The 21,364-nt window shown below is 46.3% G+C and carries 23 protein-coding genes and 1 tRNA gene; 4 read left to right on the top strand and 20 right to left on the bottom strand.

Translation table 11 applies throughout. The annotated features are described in order from the left end of the window. The first annotated feature begins 301 nt into the window (after positions 1 to 301). From HMPREF3216_RS02885 to HMPREF3216_RS02875, 3 genes are all read left to right on the top strand, one after another. Positions 302 to 1,171: an ABC transporter substrate-binding protein gene (locus tag HMPREF3216_RS02885; RefSeq protein ID WP_060786849.1), complete on the top strand. Its 870-nt coding sequence runs from the start codon at positions 302 to 304 to the stop codon at positions 1,169 to 1,171. A 183-nt stretch (positions 1,172 to 1,354) separates the two neighbouring features. Beyond that, the gene (locus HMPREF3216_RS02880; RefSeq protein WP_060786848.1) at positions 1,355 to 2,248 is read left to right on the top strand and encodes an amino acid ABC transporter permease; all 894 of its coding nucleotides are present in this window, start codon (positions 1,355 to 1,357) and stop codon (positions 2,246 to 2,248) included. Continuing rightward, the gene (locus HMPREF3216_RS02875) at positions 2,248 to 3,054 is read left to right on the top strand and encodes an amino acid ABC transporter ATP-binding protein (protein WP_081090937.1); all 807 of its coding nucleotides are present in this window, start codon (positions 2,248 to 2,250) and stop codon (positions 3,052 to 3,054) included. The genes HMPREF3216_RS02880 and HMPREF3216_RS02875 overlap by 1 nt, the downstream gene beginning before the upstream one ends. Here the strand turns inward: HMPREF3216_RS02875 and ribF are convergent. From ribF to nusA, 5 genes are all read right to left on the bottom strand, one after another. After that, positions 3,040 to 4,317: a bifunctional riboflavin kinase/FMN adenylyltransferase gene (gene ribF / locus HMPREF3216_RS02870; RefSeq protein WP_060786847.1), complete on the bottom strand. Its 1,278-nt coding sequence runs from the start codon at positions 4,315 to 4,317 to the stop codon at positions 3,040 to 3,042. The genes HMPREF3216_RS02875 and ribF overlap by 15 nt on opposite strands. Before the next feature lie 107 nt (positions 4,318 to 4,424). Continuing rightward, positions 4,425 to 5,627, bottom strand: a complete 1,203-nt coding sequence (gene truB, locus HMPREF3216_RS02865) for a tRNA pseudouridine(55) synthase TruB (protein ID WP_060786846.1) — start codon at positions 5,625 to 5,627, stop codon at positions 4,425 to 4,427. Continuing rightward, complete coding sequence (gene rbfA, locus HMPREF3216_RS02860) at positions 5,620 to 6,156, bottom strand: 30S ribosome-binding factor RbfA (RefSeq protein WP_060786845.1); 537 nt, start codon at positions 6,154 to 6,156, stop codon at positions 5,620 to 5,622. Before rbfA ends, truB begins: the two co-directional genes overlap by 8 nt. 1 nt (position 6,157) lies before the next feature. Further along, positions 6,158 to 9,073, bottom strand: a complete 2,916-nt coding sequence (gene infB, locus HMPREF3216_RS02855; protein WP_060786844.1) for a translation initiation factor IF-2 — start codon at positions 9,071 to 9,073, stop codon at positions 6,158 to 6,160. A gap of 254 nt (positions 9,074 to 9,327) precedes the next feature. Continuing rightward, positions 9,328 to 10,374 (bottom strand): transcription termination factor NusA, encoded by a 1,047-nt coding sequence (gene nusA, locus HMPREF3216_RS02850; protein ID WP_060786843.1) that lies wholly within the window; start codon positions 10,372 to 10,374, stop codon positions 9,328 to 9,330. Between the two features lie 297 nt (positions 10,375 to 10,671). Between nusA and HMPREF3216_RS02845 the strand changes: the two genes are divergently transcribed. Next, positions 10,672 to 11,568: a hypothetical protein gene (locus HMPREF3216_RS02845; protein ID WP_081090935.1), complete on the top strand. Its 897-nt coding sequence runs from the start codon at positions 10,672 to 10,674 to the stop codon at positions 11,566 to 11,568. A gap of 194 nt (positions 11,569 to 11,762) precedes the next feature. Here the strand turns inward: HMPREF3216_RS02845 and HMPREF3216_RS02840 are convergent. The 15 genes from HMPREF3216_RS02840 to rplR all read right to left on the bottom strand — a co-directional run bounded on the left by HMPREF3216_RS02840 (position 11,763) and on the right by rplR (position 21,363). After that, positions 11,763 to 11,848, bottom strand: a tRNA-Ser gene (locus HMPREF3216_RS02840). Positions 11,849 to 11,949: 101 nt separating this feature from the next. After that, positions 11,950 to 12,861 (bottom strand): tRNA pseudouridine(38-40) synthase TruA, encoded by a 912-nt coding sequence (gene truA / locus HMPREF3216_RS02835; protein WP_060786842.1) that lies wholly within the window; start codon positions 12,859 to 12,861, stop codon positions 11,950 to 11,952. 38 nt (positions 12,862 to 12,899) lie between these two features. After that, positions 12,900 to 14,216 carry an Mbeg1-like protein gene (locus tag HMPREF3216_RS02830; RefSeq protein WP_060786841.1) on the bottom strand — a complete coding sequence of 439 codons (1,317 nt, stop codon included), beginning with the start codon at positions 14,214 to 14,216 and terminating at the stop codon, positions 12,900 to 12,902. A gap of 150 nt (positions 14,217 to 14,366) precedes the next feature. After that, positions 14,367 to 14,801, bottom strand: coding sequence for a 50S ribosomal protein L17 (gene rplQ / locus HMPREF3216_RS02825; RefSeq protein ID WP_004131707.1), 435 nt, complete (start codon positions 14,799 to 14,801; stop codon positions 14,367 to 14,369). A gap of 78 nt (positions 14,802 to 14,879) precedes the next feature. Next, entirely contained in the window at positions 14,880 to 15,875 is a 996-nt protein-coding gene (locus HMPREF3216_RS02820) for a DNA-directed RNA polymerase subunit alpha (RefSeq protein WP_060786840.1), read from the bottom strand. A gap of 79 nt (positions 15,876 to 15,954) precedes the next feature. Next, positions 15,955 to 16,353 (bottom strand): 30S ribosomal protein S11, encoded by a 399-nt coding sequence (gene rpsK / locus HMPREF3216_RS02815; RefSeq protein WP_004105468.1) that lies wholly within the window; start codon positions 16,351 to 16,353, stop codon positions 15,955 to 15,957. A 79-nt stretch (positions 16,354 to 16,432) separates the two neighbouring features. Next, positions 16,433 to 16,810: a 30S ribosomal protein S13 gene (gene rpsM, locus HMPREF3216_RS02810; RefSeq protein WP_004105472.1), complete on the bottom strand. Its 378-nt coding sequence runs from the start codon at positions 16,808 to 16,810 to the stop codon at positions 16,433 to 16,435. Between the two features lie 144 nt (positions 16,811 to 16,954). After that, complete coding sequence (gene rpmJ / locus HMPREF3216_RS06140) at positions 16,955 to 17,068, bottom strand: 50S ribosomal protein L36 (RefSeq protein ID WP_003842636.1); 114 nt, start codon at positions 17,066 to 17,068, stop codon at positions 16,955 to 16,957. Positions 17,069 to 17,089: 21 nt separating this feature from the next. After that, on the bottom strand, positions 17,090 to 17,308 hold the full coding sequence (gene infA, locus HMPREF3216_RS02805) for a translation initiation factor IF-1 (protein WP_004105485.1): 219 nt from the start codon (positions 17,306 to 17,308) through the stop codon (positions 17,090 to 17,092). Positions 17,309 to 17,440: 132 nt separating this feature from the next. Next, entirely contained in the window at positions 17,441 to 18,001 is a 561-nt protein-coding gene (locus HMPREF3216_RS02800; protein ID WP_060786839.1) for an adenylate kinase, read from the bottom strand. Positions 18,002 to 18,068: 67 nt separating this feature from the next. Next, the gene (gene secY, locus HMPREF3216_RS02795; RefSeq protein WP_060786838.1) at positions 18,069 to 19,421 is read right to left on the bottom strand and encodes a preprotein translocase subunit SecY; all 1,353 of its coding nucleotides are present in this window, start codon (positions 19,419 to 19,421) and stop codon (positions 18,069 to 18,071) included. Positions 19,422 to 19,626: 205 nt separating this feature from the next. Then, positions 19,627 to 20,082 carry a 50S ribosomal protein L15 gene (gene rplO / locus HMPREF3216_RS02790; protein ID WP_004131703.1) on the bottom strand — a complete coding sequence of 152 codons (456 nt, stop codon included), beginning with the start codon at positions 20,080 to 20,082 and terminating at the stop codon, positions 19,627 to 19,629. Positions 20,083 to 20,084: 2 nt separating this feature from the next. Beyond that, positions 20,085 to 20,267, bottom strand: coding sequence for a 50S ribosomal protein L30 (gene rpmD / locus HMPREF3216_RS02785; protein WP_060786837.1), 183 nt, complete (start codon positions 20,265 to 20,267; stop codon positions 20,085 to 20,087). After that, positions 20,267 to 20,995, bottom strand: a complete 729-nt coding sequence (gene rpsE / locus HMPREF3216_RS02780; protein WP_060786836.1) for a 30S ribosomal protein S5 — start codon at positions 20,993 to 20,995, stop codon at positions 20,267 to 20,269. Before rpsE ends, rpmD begins: the two co-directional genes overlap by 1 nt. Beyond that, positions 20,992 to 21,363 carry a 50S ribosomal protein L18 gene (rplR, locus tag HMPREF3216_RS02775; protein ID WP_004114376.1) on the bottom strand — a complete coding sequence of 124 codons (372 nt, stop codon included), beginning with the start codon at positions 21,361 to 21,363 and terminating at the stop codon, positions 20,992 to 20,994. Before rplR ends, rpsE begins: the two co-directional genes overlap by 4 nt. Position 21,364 lies beyond the last annotated feature (1 nt).

The following is a 21,364-nucleotide window of genomic DNA, read 5'->3' as shown; positions in this document are numbered from 1 at the left end:
TCAAATACTTATGATTCTAAAATCATAAAGGCACTTCAACACACCGCAACACACCGCAACACACCGATTGCAACCACCGCTTAACATTTACAAAATTAAACATAAATAAGCAACCATTACACCACTAAATCAACAAACTATAGCACGTTATAAGCAATCGCGATAACAATTCTGTAGCAATTAAGCCTTAAATGCTTCTATCGTCTTATAAACTATCAAATGTACAACCGCAAAACCTCGATTATAAATCCAATAAAAATTACAATAACAAGGCTTTGCGTAAAGATGCGAAGGAGAAAAAATGGCTATTTTCGTACATAACAACTTGCACACTAACCGCGTGGCAGCAACAGCTACAAAGATTGCAGCAGCAGCATTAGCAGTGGCAGCAATGGTTAGCACAGCAGCATGCGGAAGCCAAAACGCACAAGATTCAAACCAAAAGACGATTACGCCAGGCGTTTTGACAATCGGCACAGCTCAGCCAACTTACACACCATGGATGTACGACAACAAGCCAGAAAACGGTAAAGGATACGAGTCCGCAGTAGCATACGCCGTTGCAAAGAAGCTTGGCTACGGCAAAGACAAGGTTAAGTGGGTTCGCACAACCTTCGATTCCGCAGTAACTCCAGGACCAAAGGACTTTGATTTTAACCTTCAGCAGTTCTCTATTACAGCAGAACGCAAGAAGGCAGTAGACTTTTCGCCAAGCTACTACAACGCAACTCAGGGTGTTGTAGTTAAAAAAGACAGCAAGTTTGCTAACGCAAAGACTTTGGCAGACCTTAAAACAGCTACGATTGGCGCAGCGGTTGGAACAACAAGCTACAGCTTTGCTAAAGACAAGATTAAGAGCGATATTCAAACCTTTAACGATAACGACGCTTTGGTTCAGGCTCTTGACTCTAAGCAAATCGACGCACTTGTTATTGATACTCCATCTTCCGTAAACATTGTTCGCAGCAAGCAGGTTAAAGATGGCGTTGTTCTTGGTCAGATTGCAGGTTCGGAAGATAAAGAAGGAACTGGCCTTGTGCTTCCAAAAGGCTCTAAGCTTACTGCAGACGTTACTAAAGCTGTGAATGCGCTAGAAAAAGATGGTACTTTAAAGAAGCTTCAAGAAAAGTGGCTTGCAGACTACACAACTAATGTGCCAGTTTTAAAGTAAATTGATCTAAATAAATCAAACAAAATAGATTAAAAATAGATCAAAACAAATAAAATAAATAAAAATCGTACTATCCTCATTACCAATACGCATTATTGTAAGCAACTTGTAACCCAATCGTCACATAAAAGTGCTTACAATAGTGCGTATCATTCATTATGTCGAAAGGCTTGAGTGCCGCCAATGTCAGTACTTAACGGCAATACAAAAACCCGCGAATCAAACAAGGCTGGAGAATACGTTTTAAGCAATATCGAGCTTGAGCGTAGATCAATCCGCAAAAAACAGAATCTTAAATCTGTTCTAACAAGCATAATAAGCACTTTGGTTCTGTTGGGCGTGTGTATTGCAGCGCTTGCAACGAGCCCTGGCTGGCCAAGAGTACGAGAGACGTTCTTTTCTGGCAAGTACTTTATGCTATCTTTGCCTTCTGTTTTGCAAGGCTTAATGCTTAACTTGCAAGTGCTTGCATTTGCCGTGGTCGGCGTTGCAATACTTGGAACTTTAATTGCCATTATTAGAACAAGCGTAAGCCCAATGCTTTTCCCTCTGCGAGCTATAGCGCAATTCTACACAACCATTATGCGCGGCATACCAATGCTTGTTGTTCTTTACTTAATTGGCTTTGGCATACCAGGCTTGCAGCTGTTTGGGCGAATTCCGCCAGCAATACTTGGCACGATTGCCATTGTTATGAGCTATTCCGCATACGTTGGCGAGGTATTGCGCGCAGGCTTTGAAGACGTGCATCCATCTATGCGAGCATCCGCAAGGTCACTTGGTTTAACATCTGGTCAAACTGTGCGATTAGTGGTTATTCCACTCGGCTTAAGAAAAGTGGCTCCTGCCTTAATGAACGACTTTATATCCATGCAAAAAGACGCAGGTCTTATATCGGTTTTGGGCGCTGTAGACGCAGTTCGAGCCGCTCAAATATCTGTTGCAACTTCTTATAACTTCACTCCGTACGTTGTAGCAAGCGTTGTGTTTATAGCATTGAGTATTCCATTTATTGTTCTAAACGACTGGTATACAGCAAGACTACGCAAGCGCGAGCTTAACGGAGGAACCGTGTGATGAATAACGTAACAAATCAAAAGGTAAATCAGCAAATGAGCGATCAAACAAACACAAGCGATCAAACGGATTTAACCCCAGTTTTGCGTCTAAGCAATATTCGTAAATCATATAACTCAACGCCTGTTCTTAAGGGTATTTCTTTTGATATTGCGCCTCACGAAGTTGTGGCACTTTTAGGGCCTTCTGGAAGCGGCAAATCTACTCTTATGAAGTGCATTAATTTGCTTGAGCGAGTAGACGACGGCCAAGTTTGGCTTGGAAACACAGACATTACCGACCCGCGCATAAATCAAGATAAAATTAGGTCTCAGATTGGCGTTGTGTTCCAGCAATTCAATCTTTTTACGCATATGAGCGTTTTAGATAACGTAACTCTTGCTGCACGCAAAGTTCACCATTGGAGCAAAGATCGCGCAGAAAGCCGCGCAATGGAGCTTCTATCTAGGATTAAGCTAGAAAATAAAGCAAAGTCCTACCCAGATCAGCTTTCGGGCGGCCAACAGCAACGAGTGGCAATTGCGCGCGCACTTATGACCAGCCCGCAGCTTTTGCTTTTAGACGAGATTACGTCTGCGCTAGACCCAATGCTAGTTGGCGAAGTTCTAGACATGGTTGCGGAGCTAAAGCAGCAAGGAACAACCATTTTAATGGCCACTCACGAGATGCATTTTGCGCACGAAGCTGCCGACAGGGTGGTTTTGCTTAGAAATGGAGTTGTTGCAGAAAACGGCACACCATACGAGGTTATGGATGCCTGCAGCGACCCAGAAACGCAAAGCTTCTTTAAATCATTCCGACACTAGAGCGCGTGTTTGCTCAACGTCTTTGCTAATAGCGTCTTTAAGCTGCTCTTGCGATTCAAAAGCCTGCTGAGGGCGCAAGAAGCGCGCAAATTCAATGCAAACCCTGTGCCCGTATAAATCTTGAATCTTATCTGTTAGAGCATACGCTTCAACAGTGCGATTTTGGGCAGCGCGACTGGACTCTTGCTCTTCTAGAGTGTAATCGTAAGCATCCGCGCTATTTGCTGCGTCATCTTTAAAAGTAGGATTAGTGCCAACGGAAATCGCAGCTGGCCAGCGCCAAGGCGAATGCACTCCAAGATGAAGCTCATCTTTACGCAAAACACCCACGCTAGGAATGTTGCTGCAAGAAGAAGTGCCATTTTGCTCGTCTGCATCTAAATCAACAATCCAGCCAGCGTAAACGCCATCAACTGGAACATAGCCATCAATGCGCTCGCCAAGATTTACAGTTGGGAACCCAATTTGGTGGCCGCGCCCAGCTCCATGAACAACAATGCCTTCTACCCTATGCGGCTGGCCAAGAATATCTCCAGCGTCTCGAACTCTTCCATTTGCAAGCATCCAGCGCACATTTGTAGAGCTCCAAGCACGAACCTTTTTATTTGGAATGCCTTTGCTCCAAGCGCGATATTCCGCCTTATTCATGCCTTCTGCTGGATTCTTTGGCTCCCCACTTTCTTCGGGAACTTCTGGAACAATTGGGTCTGGAACACGAACGTCTCCTGGACCAAAATCTTCTACAACAACAAGATTAAAAACGCCTGTAGCTTGCGCAAGCTCTTTAATTGCGTGAACATTGCCAGCCCTTCTAGCGCCAAGAGCTGCATCCGAGCCTAAAACAAGCGCGCGCATGCCAAGTTTTCCAACCAGCTGACCAAGGAAGAACCTGTACGATTTTGCCGCAAAAGCCAGGCTGTATCTAACAATAATAACGTGATCAACATCCATCTGTTGCAAAACCCTAAGACGTTGACGAACACTTGTTAGCGCCTGAGAGTCTACTGGAATTTGCGCATTATCGCCAAAGTCGTCGAATAAATCTGGATTCTCGTGCACAACACTTGGACGCGGATCAAACATTATAACAACTGAAAATGCGTTGTTTTTTCGCGCAATCTCCACTGTTCGCGCAATAACCTTACGATGCCCAAGATGCATTCCGTCAAATACGCCTATTGTAACGACTGCCTTGCGCTGAGCGCTTAATGTTGGCCAATTAATCATGCCGTTGGCATCTGGTCGAATGTCGATGACCTTCATCATATCCTTACTGTTCGCAAGAGCTGCAAATACTGGTATCGCTTTATTTTTAGATGCCGCTTTGCTTGAGCCCCTATTTTCACACTATTTACTATTTTACCAGCAAACTAGCTTTGCACAAATACTACAATTGGTTTAGCTTCTATAAGATTTGAATTTTTTTCGATTTTTTCTATTTTTTCGATTTCTGTTGGAATTTTGGCTTGATATATAGAAACCGTTCTGCTTAAATCTTCGGTTGCTTGCGATTTTTGGGCGGTCTGCAAAACAGCAACAACGTCGTTTTGCTCATCTTTTGCAGCTTTTACATACGCAATCGCATTGCTTGCGCTAATAGCAGGAATTGCAATCTTTCTACCAAATCGCAAGTCTTTAGCTTGATTTTCGCTTACTTCTACCACTTGCATTGTTGATTTTGCTGCTTCAAACATGCTGAGCAAATTGGTTTGCAAATCGTAGTTTTTATCGCCATTAGACTCGCTATTAGACTCGCCAGCATGTTCGCCAGCATGCCCGCCAAGTGTAGCCAAATCAACAATAGCCTTTGTGCGCGTTTGCATAACGCCATTTTTGTCTGTAAACGTGCGAACTGTAGTCTTAAGCTTAAGCACGCGACTATCTTCTACCGAAAAATCGCCAATCTGCGTTCGCCTAAGGCTCACCAAATGGCCTCCAACTCCAAGAACACGCCCTAAATCGCGAGCCAACGCACGAATATAGGTTCCGCTAGAGCAAGAAACGCTTGCACGCACGTCAATAACCTTTGCGCCGCTTACACCCACGCCAAAATGCGCATCAAGCAGCGAAAAATCGTGAATAACAACCTCTCGAGGCTCTAAATGCACGTCCTTGCCTGCGCGCGCTAAATCGTAGGCGCGAACACCATTTATTTTTATAGCCGAAAAAGCCGTTGGCGCTTGCATAATCGAGCCAGTAAAATTCTTGGCAACCGTGCAGCGCAATTCTTTAAGAACTTCATCAATATTTGCGTGGTTTGAGCTTAGAATGCCACTCTCATTCTTTGCGCTTTCTACAACATCTCCGTCTGCATCATCCGTATTAGTTGATTCACCAAGACGAATCACAGCCTCGTATGTTTTATTATGACCAAGCAAATAGTTTAGCAAACGAGTGGCGTTACCAAATCCAATGATTAAAAGACCAGTGGCCATTGGATCGAGAGTTCCAGCGTGACCCACGCGCTTAGTGTGCAGCAGGCCACGCGCACAAGATACAACATCGTGGCTGGTAACGCCTTTTGGCTTATCTACTAGCAAAATGCCAGAAGATGGCAATTTAGAATTACTCATTGCCCTCGTTAAAGTCGCTGTTAAAGTCGCCGTCTTCAAAGTCGTTATCTTCATCAGAGTCGCCGTCTTCAAAGTCGTCGTCAAATTCCTCGTCTTCACGCGGCTTTTTGTATGGATCTGCTTCTCCAGCGTATTTAGCTGTTTCTCGCGCTTTAGCTAACTCCTCATCGCGCTTACGCGCCGCAACCAAAATGTCTTCAATCTCGTGAGCTTCGCTAGGAACCTCATCGTAAACAAATTGGATTTGAGGCGTTAATCGCAAGCCTGCTTTAGCTCCAACTAAAGTGCGCAAACGACCCTTAGCTTGCTGCAAAGCCTGATTTGCGCGCATGCGCTCACCCTGCTCTTTTCCAGCAGTGCCAAGCTGCGTCCAATACACTTTGGCGATTTGCAAATCGTTAGTAACCCTTACTTCTGTAATAGTAACGTTAGCAAGTCGCTTATCATGCAAATGCGATTCCATATTGGACGCAATAACTCTGTGAATCAAAGCCGCAATTCGTGCGGCTCTAGGGTTTGTTCCAGCCATACTACTTGCGCTCAATCTGCTTCATCTCAAAGGTTTCGATTATATCGCCAAGCTCAATGTCGTTAAAGCTACCAAGGTTGATGCCTGCCTCGTAGCCTTCGCTAACGGACTGAACGTCATCCTTAAACCTGCGCAAAGTGGAGATTTCAAGATCGTTAACGGTTGCAACGCCGTTTCGCAAAATACGGCACTTTGTACCGCGCTTAACTTCGCCATCTTGAACCATAACGCCAGCAATATTGCCAAACTTGGACGAGCGGAAGATTTCGCGAATCTCGGAATGAGATGTAACAACCTCTTCAAACTCTGGCTTAAGCATACCCTTCAAAGCAGCTTCAATATCTTCGATTGCCTTGTAAATAACCGAGTAGTACTTAACTTCAACGCCTTCGCGATCTGCCAAGTCTGCAACCTGGCGATTAGGACGCACGTTAAAGCCAATAATAACGGCCTTATCAACTGTTGCAAGGTTAACATCGTTTTGCGTAATCGCGCCAACACCACGGTGAATAACCTGAATTCCAACTTCGTCGGAAACCTCAATCTTCATTAAGGAGTCTTCCAAAGCCTCAACGGAGCCAGAAGAATCACCCTTAATAACAATGTTAAGCATATCCACTTCGGACTTAGCAAACTGTTCCTTAAGGCTTTCAAGAGAAACAACCTTGCGGCGCTTTGCAAGCTGAGCCGCACGCTCCGTAGCCTGACGCTTTTCTGCAATCTGGCGAGCAGAACGATCGTCGGAAGTAACCAAGAACAAATCTCCTGCAGTTGGAACAGAAGTCAAACCAAGCACCTGAACTGGAGTGGAAGGACCTGCATCTTGCAAGTGATTGCCATTTTCGTCGAGCATTGCTCGAACGCGGCCATAAGACGTGCCTGCAACAATGGAATCTCCAACTTTAAGAGTTCCCTGCTGAACAAGAACCGTAGCAACAGCACCGCGGCCTTTATCCAAACGAGCTTCAACGGTTGCACCGCGAGCATCCATGTTTGGATTTGCCTTAGGATCAAGCTCTGCATCGGTAGTCAAAAGAACAGCCTCAAGAAGCTTATCTACGTTGGTTCCTTGCTTTGCGGAAATATCCACAAACATTGTGTCGCCGCCGTATTCTTCTGGCACAAGACCGTACTCTGTAAGCTGGCCGCGCACCTTATCTGGGTTTGCTCCAGCAACATCAATCTTGTTTACTGCCACAACAATCGGCACGTGAGCAGCCTGCGCGTGGTTAATTGCCTCAACAGTTTGAGGCATAACGCCGTCGTCTGCTGCAACAACAAGAATTGCAACGTCTGTAAGCTCTGCGCCTCGAGCACGCATAGCTGTAAATGCTTCGTGGCCTGGAGTATCCAAGAACGTAATCTTGCGCTTGTCGCCGTCCAAAGTAACTGTAACCTGGTAAGCGCCGATGCGCTGCGTAATACCGCCAGCCTCACGCGCTATAACATTGGACTTGCGAATTGTATCGAGCAAACGAGTTTTACCGTGATCAACGTGGCCCATAACAGTAACAACTGGAGGACGCGTTACAAGATTATCGTCTTCTTGGAGCTCTTCTTCGTCTAAGTCAATGTCAAACTGCTGAAGAAGCTCTTTATCTTCCTCTTCTGCAGAAACAAGGTTAATATTCCAGCCGATTTCTTCGCCAAGAATCTGGAATGTTGTTTCATCCAAAGACTGCGTAGCTGTGGCCATTTCTCCAAGGTGGAACAAAACAGTAACCAAAGCTGCTGGATTTACATCAATCTTTTCTGCCAAATCAGAAAGCGTTGCTCCCTGGCGAAGGCGGATTGTAGCGCCATTACCAGAAGGAATACGCACGCCACCAATAACTGGTGCTTTAAGCTCTTCGTATTCCCTGCGCTTTGCAAGACGATTCTTACGAGCCTTAGAGGACTTTCCGCCCTGGCGACCAAACGCACCTGCAGCTCCTGCGCGACCGCGACCACCTCTAGATGGGCCAGCATTTGGAGCGCCTGCGGCTGCAGCCTGGAAGCTTGCCGCTTGATTTGCGTTAAAGCGCGACTCTGCAGATGGGCGAGAATTTGCTCCGCCACCATTGCCGCCGCCTGAACGATACGAACCTTGCCACTGCGAAGAACGATTTGCGCTGCCATTTGCGCCGCCCTGGCGATTTCCGCCACGACCGCGACCGCGACCGCCGCCATTTCCATTGCCGCCATTAGCGCCGCCAGCACCTGGCTTTGCTCCGCGAGCATTCTCTGCAGCCGCACCTGGGCGCGACATTGGGTGTGGACGAGGTATGTCTCCTGGTGTAGGCGCACGCATACCTTGCTTTCGGCTAAACGGATTGTTTCCTGGGCGAGGAGCAGACCCTGCGCCAGCGCCTTGGTGTGGACGAGGACGAGGAGGCATTTGTGCGGAACGATCTTGCTTAGCAGCACGAGATTCTGCGCCTCCGCGCTTTTCTGCACCGCGCTTTGAATCGCCAGCCTTTGAAGAATTATTAGGTTTTGCGCCACCAGCCGAAGGCTTAGGAGCTACAGAAGTCGAAGTGGAAGACCCATTAGAAGCCTTATTTACATCATGATTATCACGCGATTTTTGCGCAGAATTCTGATTTACAGAAGACTTTTGTTCAGACTTTTTTTGCTCAGACTTTTGATTGGTCTTATTTTCGGCATTTTGATCATGCGCTTGCGGCTTTACGCTAGATGCAGAACCTGCAACTTTATTGGACGCGTGCTCAGCACTCTTAGGCGCAGAAGCCTTCGACTCGTTCTTTGCTGCAGGAGCCGAAGACCCAAATTCCGTCTTTAAGCGGCGCACAACAGGGGCCTCAACGGTTGAAGATGCGGATTTTACAAATTCACCCATGCTCTTCAAACGCTCTAATACGGTTTTGCTATCTACGCCAAATTCCTTGGCCAATTCGTATACACGCTTTTTTACCACTCAGTGTTCTCCTCAGTCTGCGGCAGCGCATACGAACGCAGCCACTTTATATTGTTATAAGATTCTTACTCTTATGCTTTTTATTTAGATATCTCATAGCGCGATATCTCATCGTGTAACCATGATTTCAACCATGATTTTGTACCTCGTTCCCTAGGCAAAAAGCTGTTTATAAGCCCAGATTGCAGCTCTTAGCTTACTCGAAACGTTGGATTCTCGGGAGTGTCGCAAGTTTGTTAAATGCTAGCAAAAATCTATTTCGCCGAATTAGAATCGGCGTTCATTTCTTCTTGCTTTTTAGCATGTTCTTCTGCAGACTCAATTCCAATCTTCCAGCCAGTGAGCTTTGCTGCAAGTCGCGCATTCTGACCTTCCTTGCCAATAGCAAGCGAAAGCTGAGAATCGTGAATAAAAGCAACAGCAGTCTGACTTTTTTCGCTAACAACACGAACTTCGGTTACGGTTGCTGGCGACAAAGCTGCGGAAACAAACTGAGCTGGATCTTCCGACCAATCAACAATATCGATTTTTTCTTGACCAAGATTTTCCAATACAGCACGAACACGGGAACCACCAGGGCCAATCAAAGCACCCTTTGGATTAACGCCTTCTGCATTAGCGCGCACAGCAATCTTAGTGCGAGCGCCAGCTTCTCGAGCAATCGCCATAATAGACACAGCTCCCGAAACAAGTTCTGGAACCTCTCGCTCAAAAAGTCTACGCACAAGATCTGGATGAGACCTAGAAACAACTATTTCTGGGCCGCGCAAACCGCGTGCAACATTAACAACATAAACTCGAATGCGTTCGCCGTGGCGGTATCTTTCTCCAGGAACCTGCTCTCTGCGAGGCAAAATGGCCTCAACATCTCCAACAGCAACGTGAATGTTAGAAGGATCTTTAGAATCCTGCTGAACAATTCCGTTAATCAACTTTCCTTTTTGACCAGAAAAAGCTCCAAATACGCGATCGTCTTCCACCTTGCGGAAAAGCTGAGTAATAACCTGACGAGCCGTAGCAGCAGCAAGACGACCAAAATCTCTAGGAGTATCGTCGTACTCTTCGCCAAGAGTATAAGGCGGGTGAGGATTATCTTCTGTAGGAACACCTGGGATTTCATCTCGTGCCCATACAGTAAAGCAGCCAGCGCGCTCATCTAACTCAACGCGAGCATGCCTGGCTGGGTGGGAAGTCTTCATGTATGCAAGACGCAAAGCCTCGGCGAGTGCTTCGTCCAGCTCGTCGGCATTAATCCCCTGCTGAGCCGCAAGCTGATGCATTCCCGCCAAATCCAATTCCATCGTGCATGTCCTCCTGTTGATTCATTTATAAATTCACTTATAAAATTAATTTATTCTTCTTTTATGTTTTTTCACACATAACAAACACGCTAAAATCTAAGTTTAACAGGTCTGCAAAGCGCAAAATTTTATGACTATGATTAAAAATGTTAGACATAAAATGCTGAACAAAAAGCAATCCAACATTGGTCACAGTCACGGACTATTTTAGTAGATTATGCAGACACATTTTGTTTTGTTACAAAGCCTTGATTGGCGCACAAAACATTATCAAACACATGGCAAAAGGTGTTATAAATGCGCGGAAAAAAGTACTTTTTAACAGCTGCAATGCTTATTGCTACTACGCTGATTTTTAGCGCATGTTCTGGATCTAGGCAATTCAATAACACTGCTGTTCATTCTGCTAAAAATAACAATGCTTGCTACAAAGTTCTGCAAAGCGCAAAAACTAATCAAAAAATCGTAGATAAAAAGGGCAAAACTGCAACTAGCAAAGACTTGCAAAATGCTGCTCACTCTTGGAAAAACGTTGCAACGCAATGCAATAGTCGATTTGCACAAGGAGTTGTTTTTAGCGCGCAAAATACTTGGAAGTTGGTTAATTTACGTCAAAGTGCAGAATCAAGTGCCAACGCGATTAAAATCGCAAATCAAATGGAATCAAACGTTTACAAAAAATTGTACGACTTTTCAAATAACACAAAAGACTTGCATTTATATTGGAATCACGACCCACTTGCAAAAGCGGCATTAGAACAAGATAAACTCGCTTTTATGCTGCAGACTTTAGCAGCAAAAGATGTTGATAACGTTTCACTACGCCAAAGCGATATTACAGCTACGATTGCAAACACACTCATGCACTTTGCTTCAAACGGCAAAGACCTGCGACAAAAAGTGTACGAAATACCGCAAAAAAATCTGGACTCTGGTGTTGCAAAAGACGAAGCTAGCGAAAAAGATCTTCCAATAGTCGCAATAGCATACATGGATTGCGCACGAGGCGAACTAGACGCGCTAAATCAGGTGATTTTCCCAGCAGATAAAAACGGGAATGTGGATCATAATCAGATTTTTAGCAAAACGAATCAAGATTTTATTGATATTCTTGCAGACATTGCTATTTCGCACATTATAAGCGCGTACTCTTATGGATACCCTAGCGATTCTTCCACGATTTTTGAACAATAGCACACTACGATTTATATAGCGCGTTTACGCCACAATATTCCCGAAAATGTTGCTCAACACGCCAAAATCAACAACAAAATCGGGAAGATTTTCCCGAGAATGTAGCTCAAAACCACAAAATCAACAACATAAAGCGGAAATATCACTCGCGTAAGTAAAAAGGGTTTCTAGCGATTTGCTAGAAACCCTGCTTGCGGATGAAGCGAGATTTGAACTCGCGGAGGGTGTAGCCCTCACACGCTTTCGAGGCGTGCTCCTTAGACCGCTCGGACATTCATCCTTTGCGCAACACGCAAATGCTCAAAACGCAAATGCAAAAAGAAACGCAACTTTTCAATTGTAAAACAACCCTAGAATATACAAGCGCATGGCGCGTTGAGCTCATCCAAGCTCCTCAATCGTGCGCTTAGCGCGAATCGCGTTTGCGCGCGCCGCAAGCTCCTCGTCTTTAGGGTATTCAACATATTCCAAAGTCAAACCGTTTGCTGCAATCGGCCCTGTAGAGCCCTCTCTAATCGGATTTTCAATCTTATTTTTAAACCAATCAACTGAGCGCTTTGCACACCCAACTTGCACGCACGCTCCAACAAGCGAACGAACCATGTTATGCGCAAACGCGTCTGCAACAATAGTAAACTCAAGCAAACCGTTTTCAATGCTAGGAATTTTTCCAGTTGATTTAGATAAACAGCTCCCCTGGAAAACACGATTCCAAACAGCCTTTTTAACGCAGCGAATCGTAGTTCCACCAGGATTTGGCCGCGCAAAAGAGCCAAAATCATGCAAACCAACAATCAAAGACGCCGCCTGATTCATGGCATCAACGTTTAAATCGTAGTCAAGCTGCAACACAAAGCCACGCATGCGCGGATCCAAATTAGCGCGATTCGCCGCATCGCTAATCCTATACACGTACGTGCGATCCAACGCAGAAAAACGAGCATCAAAACCGCTTGGCGCAATGCTTACGCTGTGAATTGAAATGTCTTTAGGCAAAACGCCACAGAGCCTATATTCCAAGGCTTTTACTGGCGTAAGATTTGTGTGACCAACGCAATTTTGCAAAACGAATTCCGAAACGTCTAAATGGCAAACCTGGTAAGATGCGTGAACGCCCGTATCTGTGCGGCCAGCAACGCTAAGGCGCAAAGGTTCGCTAGCATCATCTTTATTTACGCGCAAAACCTTATGCAATGCGTCTTCCAAAACACCTTGAACAGTGCGCAAAGTAGGCTGCTTTGCCCAACCATAAAAATCGCCGCCATCATACGCTAAATCTAAACGAAGACGCATTCAAAACCTTTCCAAACAGACTTCCAAACAGACTTCCACTAGTTTTTCTTATCTGAACCGCCAGCGAGCGCAAAAGCACTCATAACGCTACGAATCAACTCATGTGTTTTTGAATCCATATGCATTGCAATCTTCAATAATTTAGGAACAACCTCCGACCAATGCGAAGACATCTCGTCGAAAGTCGAGTACCCCAAACTGCTAAACATGCTGTAAACGCTGTCAATTCTGCGCTTTCGCTCTTCAAACGGCAAATTCATCATCCACTCGTTTGCAGCCTTAGAAACGGCCAGCGCGCGCGGAGTTACACAATCGCAGTAGTCAAAATCGCCATCTTTAACTTGCCAATACATACCAAAATGTTGCATTAATCCAATTGAATCGGCAACTGTAACCTTATACGGCACTCCCGTATCCATAATCAATCCAATAAAAGCTGATTGCGGCACAACTTTTTCGATTCTGGAAACAACGCGAGAAAAAACCTTTGGATCAACAACGTCCGAGCCAAAACTAGGGCCGTCCATTGAGTAGATTTTACTAATGTGGTTTCCAAGGCTTCGATCTTGCGCATCCAATCTCATTGCCGCATATGCAGCCATATTCCCGCCTTTTGAATGGCCCACAACAAATATTTGAGGATTATCACTTAAATCGCAATCACTGCTATTTTCTAGATTGATCTTATCTAAATCACTATTCTTAAAATCACTCTTATCTAAATAACTGTCTTCACTATTGTTCTTCTTATTAAACAAATTCGCAAAATAATCCGCAACACTGTTAAAAATCCTACGAATACCGCCACTTTTGCAAGAATCCTTGCACACTCGCCTAGATATAGAGTGCAAATACTCCGCCGCCGACTCCTGCGCGGGCACTGGGCAGCGAAACGCCATGTTAAAGTCTTCCTTCCAGCCAACAAGCGTGTTGTCTGTTCCCCTAAAAGCAACAACAAAGCAGCTAGAGCCAACGCAATCTGTCAAATCAAAAGTAACAGCCGCAAATTGCTGTTCGCAAGAGTCATCAATATTCGACTCGTCAAAACGTTCAAGAACCTCACCAACGCGCATACCGCGATACCTTGGGCTTGCTGCAACCGCCAAAAGTAGATTCTTGCGAAACTCATCTACCTTAGTAGAACCAGAGCTAAACATTGCCGAAAAATCCTCGCCGCGTAGCAAATCGCTTATAGGAACGGTTGCTACTGCGTTAGAATCGTCATTATATTTTGGAATCGATTCAGGCATGCAAACATACGCCAACTCGCATAAAATAAGCGAATCTACGGCATTGAATTTTCGATCTTTAAAGTTAGTAAAATCGGTATTCATTAAATCGAGAATATTTGACATAGTTCAATAGTAGTTGATACCAGATATAGAAAAGATATGTCAGATATAGAAAAACGGGCTGGAGAAATCTCCAACCCGTTTAATAAACCTTTATGCTGGCGATTAATCGCCAAAGATTTACTTACCGATGCATCAAGATGCTAATCTCAACTACTCAGCTGCTTCTTCTTTAGCTGCAACCTTAGTAGCGGACTCAGCTTCCTTAACAACAGCCTTCTTTGGGCTTACTGGCTCAACAACAAGCTCGATAATAGCCTGTGGAGCAGTGTCACCACGACGAGGGGCCATCTTAACGATGCGAGTATAGCCACCTTCACGCTGCTTCATCTGCTCAGCAATCTGAGTGAAAAGCATGTGAACAACGGACTTATTGCGAATTACGCGCAACACGCGGCGGCGCGAATGCAAATCGCCACGCTTAGCGAATGTTACCAAACGCTCAGCGAGTGGACGAAGACGCTTTGCCTTTGGCAAAGTAGTCACAATACGACCGTGCTGGAAGAGGCTTGTAGCCATATTGGCCAGCATCAGGCGCTCATGCGCTGGGCTAGAAGCCAGACGAGGCCCTTGTTTCGGTGTAGGCATTATTACTCCTTATTGCCGCGGAATTCAGGTGGGCAAAAACCCGAACATCCAAAAACCGCGACGATTTGCGGTGGTTGTTTACTCGTCTTCTGGCGAGAAGAACGTGCCACCTTCGAGATTATTGGCGTCAAAGCCAAGCGGTGAAGGCTTAAGAGACAATCCCATGGATTGCAACTTTTCTTTAACCTCATCGATGGATTTCATGCCGAAATTACGAATATCGAGCAAATCCTGCTCAGTGTGGACTACCAGCTCGCCGACTGTGTGGATTCCCTCACGCTTCAAGCAGTTGTAGCTGCGCTGCGTAAGGTTCAAATCCTCAATCGGAGTAGCCATCTGGGAATCAGCTTCCTCCATGACTGGTGCTGGACCAACTTCAACACCCTCAGCATCGACGTTAAGCTCACGGCAAAGACCGAAAAGCTCAACCAAAGTCGAACCTGCGGACGCAACTGCGTCGCGTGGTGTAATAGCTGGCTTGGTTTCCACATCCAGGATTAGCTTATCGAAGTCCGTGCGCTGTTCCACGCGGGTAGCTTCGACCTTATAGCTCACCTTCAAAACTGGCGAGTAGATCGAATCCACTGGAATGCGACCGATTTCGCTGTTTTCCTGCTTATTCATCTGAGCAGGCACGTAGCCACGACCACGCTCCACAGTGAACTCAATTTCGAGCTCGCCATCTTCAGCAAGTGTAGCGATATGCATCTGTGGATTGGCAATAGTGACGCCAGCAGGAGGAGTAATATCTCCAGCTGTTGCTTCACCTTTACCGCTCTTGCGTAGATACATCACTACAGGCTCGTCATACTCACTTGTAAGTACGATACCCTTGATGTTCAGCAGGATTTCAGTGACATCCTCTTCAACACCTGGCAGAGTCGTGAACTCATGAAGAGCGCCAGAGATGCGTACCGAAGTAACGGCCGCACCTGGAATGGAGCTCAACAGGGTACGACGCAGCGAATTGCCGAGCGTGTATCCGAAACCTGGTTCCAACGGCTCAATAGTAAAGCGAGAACGCTGGGGATTCAGTGATTCCTCGGTAAGTGTTGGACGCTGTGCGATAAGCACTTTTGTATCCTTTCAGCTTCTGGTCGGTGGTGCACTCGCCGCCCATAAGCGGGTTGGATGGATGGATTCGTAAGAGTGCTCAGACGCGGCGACGCTTTGGTGGGCGAACGCCGTTATGCGCTTGTGGGGTGACGTCGGTAATAGAACCGACTTCAAGACCCGCGGACTGAAGGGAACGGATAGCGGTTTCACGACCGGAACCTGGACCCTTAACAAACACGTCGACCTTTTTAAGGCCATGTTCCATTGCCTTACGAGCGGCAGACTCAGCAGCCATACCTGCAGCGTAAGGAGTCGACTTACGGGAACCCTTAAAGCCGACATCGCCACCAGAAGCCCAAGAGAGGACTGCACCCGATGGATCGGTGATGGAAATAATCGTGTTATTGAATGTTGATTTAATATGCGCCTGCCCAACCGGTACCGACTTGCGGTCCCGGCGACGCGGCTTGCGCGAGGCTTGCTTTGCAGCTGCCATTGACCCTCGTTTCCTATGACGAATTAGTTGGTATGTCTAGGCGATGAGAATTAACTCGTGGCCTAGAGCCGACCACCGACTATCGGGTGGCCTTCTTCTTCCCGGCGACAGTACGCTTTGGACCCTTGCGGGTACGAGCATTAGTCTTAGTACGCTGACCACGCACAGGAAGACCCTTGCGATGACGCTGGCCTTGATAGCAGTTGATCTGAATCTTACGACGGATGTCGGCGTCGATTTCACGACGCAAATCGCCTTCAATCTTGTAGTTGGCCTCAAGATAATCACGCAAAGTGATTAACTGTTCATCCGTAAGATCCTTGACGCGGGTATCCGGATTAACACCGGTCGCGGCAAGCGTTTCCTTAGCGCGAGTGCGACCTACACCAAAAATATAGGTGAGGGCAATCTCAATGCGCTTCTCATTGGGAATATCTACTCCGGCAAGACGTGCCATTGTAATTCCTTTACTATTACGCAGGTCGTGCACCAAGTCTCCCGCAATAATAGCAATTGATTGCGGCCTGGGCCTGCGCACCCAGGGTTCAGCTTAAGCTGCGACTTAGCGCCTTATTCCTTTATCTTCGCGGTGGAGATCCACTCAGCCCTGACGCTGCTTATGACGTGGGTTGATGCAAATCACCATGACGCGACCGTGACGGCGGATCACGCGGCAGTTTTCGCAGATCCTCTTCACGCTAGGGCTGACCTTCATGGTTTTCCTTTGCTTGTACCTTTACTTATAACGGTACGTAATACGTCCGCGGTTCAAATCGTAAGGACTCATCTCCAGCACAACACGATCTTGCGGAAGAATACGAATGTAATTCTTGCGCATTTTCCCCGAAATCGTAGCTAGTACAATGTGCTCGTTCTCAAGCTGAACGCGAAACATCGCGTTAGGCAGTGCTTCCACTACCGTGCCTTCGACTTCAATCACACCGTCTTTTGCCATGAGCCTCGTTCCGTTCCTTGGACATACTACTTCGCGCATCCGAAGACACGCCAATCTTCTATGATACAGTAAATGCGCCCAATACAACACTCGGCGTGTCGCAAGGACGCATTTATAGTACAAAGATTTTTCTTATACCAAAGATTCAACTATGCGATTGTTGATTTCGGCAATGTCTCCAACGCCATCAACCTCAACAAGCTGACCACGGCTTTCGTAAATATCCAGCAATGGAGCTGTTTCCTTCTCGTAGGTTTCCAAACGCTTAGCAATCACTTCTGGAGTGTCGTCGGAACGACCCTGCTCAATAGCACGCTTTTGCATGCGCTCAAGCAAAACCTCACGCTCCGCCTCAAGAGCAACAACATGATCCAAAGGAGTTCCAAGCTCTTCAAGCATAAGATCAAGAGCCTTAACCTGAGAAGCATTACGTGGATAGCCATCCAGAATCCAACCATTCTTTGCATCATCTTGAGCAAGACGATCCTTAACAATGCTATTGGTTAATTCATCTGGAACAAGCTCACCTTTATCGAGATAACCTTGAACCTTTTTTCCAAGCTCCGTTTGATTCTTTAAGTTGTAACGGAAAATGTCGCCAGTGGAAATAGCAGGAATATTGTAATGCTCGGCAAGCAAAGCAGCCTGAGTACCCTTACCTACTCCTTGCGGTCCCATAATTAGCAATCGCATATTAATCTCCTTGTTTTATGCTCCATTGCAATCTTGCAAAACCTTAACAATCTTATTTGTAACAATCCTATTTGCTGGCAGCAACAGCAGACTGCTTATTTTTGCCGTGATCAAACAGGAATCCAGCATACTGGAATTGCTCCGTTTGAGCCTTAGCTTGGCGCAAAGTATCCAAGCCAACGCCTGCAATAATAAGAATTGTTGTACCACCAAATGGAAGCTTCATATTAAGGTGCAAAGACATAATCAGAACTGTTGGAATCAAAGCAACAAACAGTAAGTAGATAGCACCAACTGTGTTAAGTCTGTTCATAACGTAGCTAAGATAATGGCTTGTAGCGCTACCAGCACGAATGCCAGGAATAAAGCCGCCGTATTCCTTCATGTTGTCTGCAGTTTCATCTGGATTAAAAGTAATCTCGGTGTAGAAGAAGCAGAAGAACACAATCATAACAGTGTACAGAACAATGTACCAAGCAGAAGTGGAATTAGCTAAATTAGCATTAATCCAGCGCACCCAGCCCTTGCTGCTGTCTCCAAATTGAGCAAGAAGAGTTGGAATAGCAAGAATAGAAGATGCAAAGATTGGTGGAATAACACCACTCATATTTACCTTTAATGGCAAGTAGGTGGAAGAGCCACCATACATCTTTCTACCAATCATTCGACGTGTGTACTGAACAGGGATTCTACGCTGTGCAAGTTCCACAAAGTCAACGAAGATAAGAATAACAAGAAAAACGCCAGCAACAATGGAGAACTTAGTCCAATCTCCATTAAGACCATTAGTACCCCAACCAATTTCCCACAACTTTGGAAGGAATCCAGAGCAGATGGACATAAAGATTAATACAGACATGCCTTGGCCAATACCCTTATCGGTAATAAGCTCTGCCATCCACATTATGAGGCCAGTGCCACCAGTCATGATTAAGACCATTACAATAAGGCTCCACATAGAACCGTCTGGAATAACCTGACCGCACTGATAGTTGAATAACGCACCAGAACGAGCTGTAACCAAAATGGTGGTGGACTGTAAAATAGCCAAGCCAATGGTCAAATAACGCGTATACTGAGTGAGCTTTGTTTCTCCAGACTGACCCTCTTTATGAAGAGCCTCAAATCGAGGAATTACAACTCTAAGCAGCTGAATAACAATGGACGCAGTAATGTATGGCATAACGCCCAATGCAAAAATCGAAAGCTGCAAAAGAGAACCGCCAGAGAACAGGTTCACCAAACCAATAAAGTTCTCGCTAGAAGAAGCCAACTTAGCGGTGCAAGCTCGAATAACTTTGTAGTCAACTCCAGGAATTGGAATAAAAGAACCAATCCTGTAGATGATAATCATTGCGAAGACGAAGAGGATCTTGTTCCTCAGCTCCTTCGTTTTGAAGGCCTGGATTAACGTTTTCACCTGGGTCTTCCTCCCTTTTTTGCGCTACAATCTAGGCGCATCAGTAAAAAAACAAACTCTGAGGCAATAGTTTATATCACGGTACATACCGAAACAATGGTTCCGTGAGTTGTGTAATAAATAATCCCCCTAGCCTAAAGCTAGAGGGATTATTGAACAGTTAAATCACTGCGTATTAGCTAATCGACTAATTAGCTGAGTATTACTACTCTTCGCTAACAGAGCCGCCAGCAGCTTCAATCTTGGCCTTAGCAGATGCAGAAGCCTTAACTCCCTTAAGAGTTAGAGCAACCTTAAGATCGCCATCGCCCAAAACCTTAACTGGGTAACCATCACGCACAGCGCCCTTAACTACCAAATCAGCAACAGTGACTTCGCCACCCTTTGGGAAGAGTTCTGCAAGGGCTGCAACATTAACAACCTGGAACTCCTTCTTGAATGGGCTCTTAAAGCCACGAAGCTTAGGCAAGCGCATGTAAAGTGGAAGCTGGCCGCCTTCAAATCCTGGACGAACTTGGTAACGCTTCTTCGTACCTTTATCTCCACGACCCGAAGTCTTACCCTTAGAGCCTTCACCACGACCCACGCGGATGCGATCCTTCTTAGCTCCTGGAGCTGGACGCAACGTGTGCATGTGCAACATTGGTTCTTCATTAGCCATAATCAGTCAACCTCCTCAACGCTTAGCAAGTGGCGAACGGCCATAACCAAGCCACGATTGACTGGATTGTCCTCGCGAACAACGCTCTGGCCAATCTTGTGAAGGCCAAGAGTCTTAACGTTCGCGCGCTGACGCTCGGTGGAATGAACCAAACCGTGCACCAGAGTGATCTTTAAGTTAGCCATCACTCACCATCCTTTGCCTGGGCAGCCTTAGCAGCCTGAGCTTCTTCACGAGCCTTGCGAGCTTCGGCAATGCCAGCAGCGCGCTCACGAAGCAATGCGTCTGGTGCAACTTCCTCGAGGGAAAGTCCACGACGAGCGCAAATTTCTTCTGGCTCTTCAAGCTTCTTCAAAGCATCCACAGTAGCGCGAACCACGTTAACAGCGGTTGCGGAGCCCATGGACTTGGTGAGGATATCGGTAATGCCAGCGCACTCCATAACAGCACGCACAGCGCCACCTGCGATTACACCAGTACCTGGAGCAGCTGGACGAAGCAAAACTGTACCAGCAGCATCGTGACCCAACACAGGGTGGGTAACGGTGCCACGAATGCGTGGAACAGTAAACATGTGCTTCTTAGCGTCAAGCTGACCCTTAGCGATAGCTGCTGGAACTTCGCGAGACTTACCGTAACCAACACCAACAGTGCCCTTACCGTCGCCAACAACAACAAGTGCTGCAAAGCTAAAGGTACGACCACCCTTGTGGGTCTTGGAAACACGGTTAATAGTAACTACGCGATCCAAAAGCTCTTCGCCGCGGTTTTCTTCACGACGGTTACGACGCTCGCTACGCTTACCTTCGCCCTTAGAACGACGGGAACGACGATCGTCGGTACGCTCCTCAGCGGATGCCTGAGTGTTCTGAGTTTCTTCAGCCACTTGGGTTTCCTTTTCGTTATCGCTCACAGTGCTAGACCTCCCTGACGGGCGCCTTCAGCTACGGCTGCGACGCGACCATGATACTTATTACCGCCACGATCGAAGATAACAGCGGTGATTCCCGCTTCCTTCGCCTTGGCTGCGATTAACTCGCCAACCTTGGTAGCAGCTTCAGTCTTCGTACCAGTAAAACCAGCGAAGTCAGAAGTCAAGGTGGAAGCACTTACAAGGGTAAGACCCTTGGTGTCATCCACAATCTGAGCAACCATGTGACGGTTAGAACGAGAAACTACCAAACGTGGGCGCTCTGGAGTACCAGAAATGCGCTTACGAAGACGGGCGTGACGACGCAAACGTGCGACTTTGGTACCCTTACCGAAAATCTTAACGCTCATA

Origin of the sequence: Gardnerella vaginalis (assembly GCF_001546455.1) — a bacterium.
Lineage (GTDB): Bacteria > Actinomycetota > Actinomycetes > Actinomycetales > Bifidobacteriaceae > Bifidobacterium > Bifidobacterium vaginale_B.
Note: the sequence above shows the minus strand (reverse complement) of the source record. Positions and strands in the feature narration are given on the sequence as shown.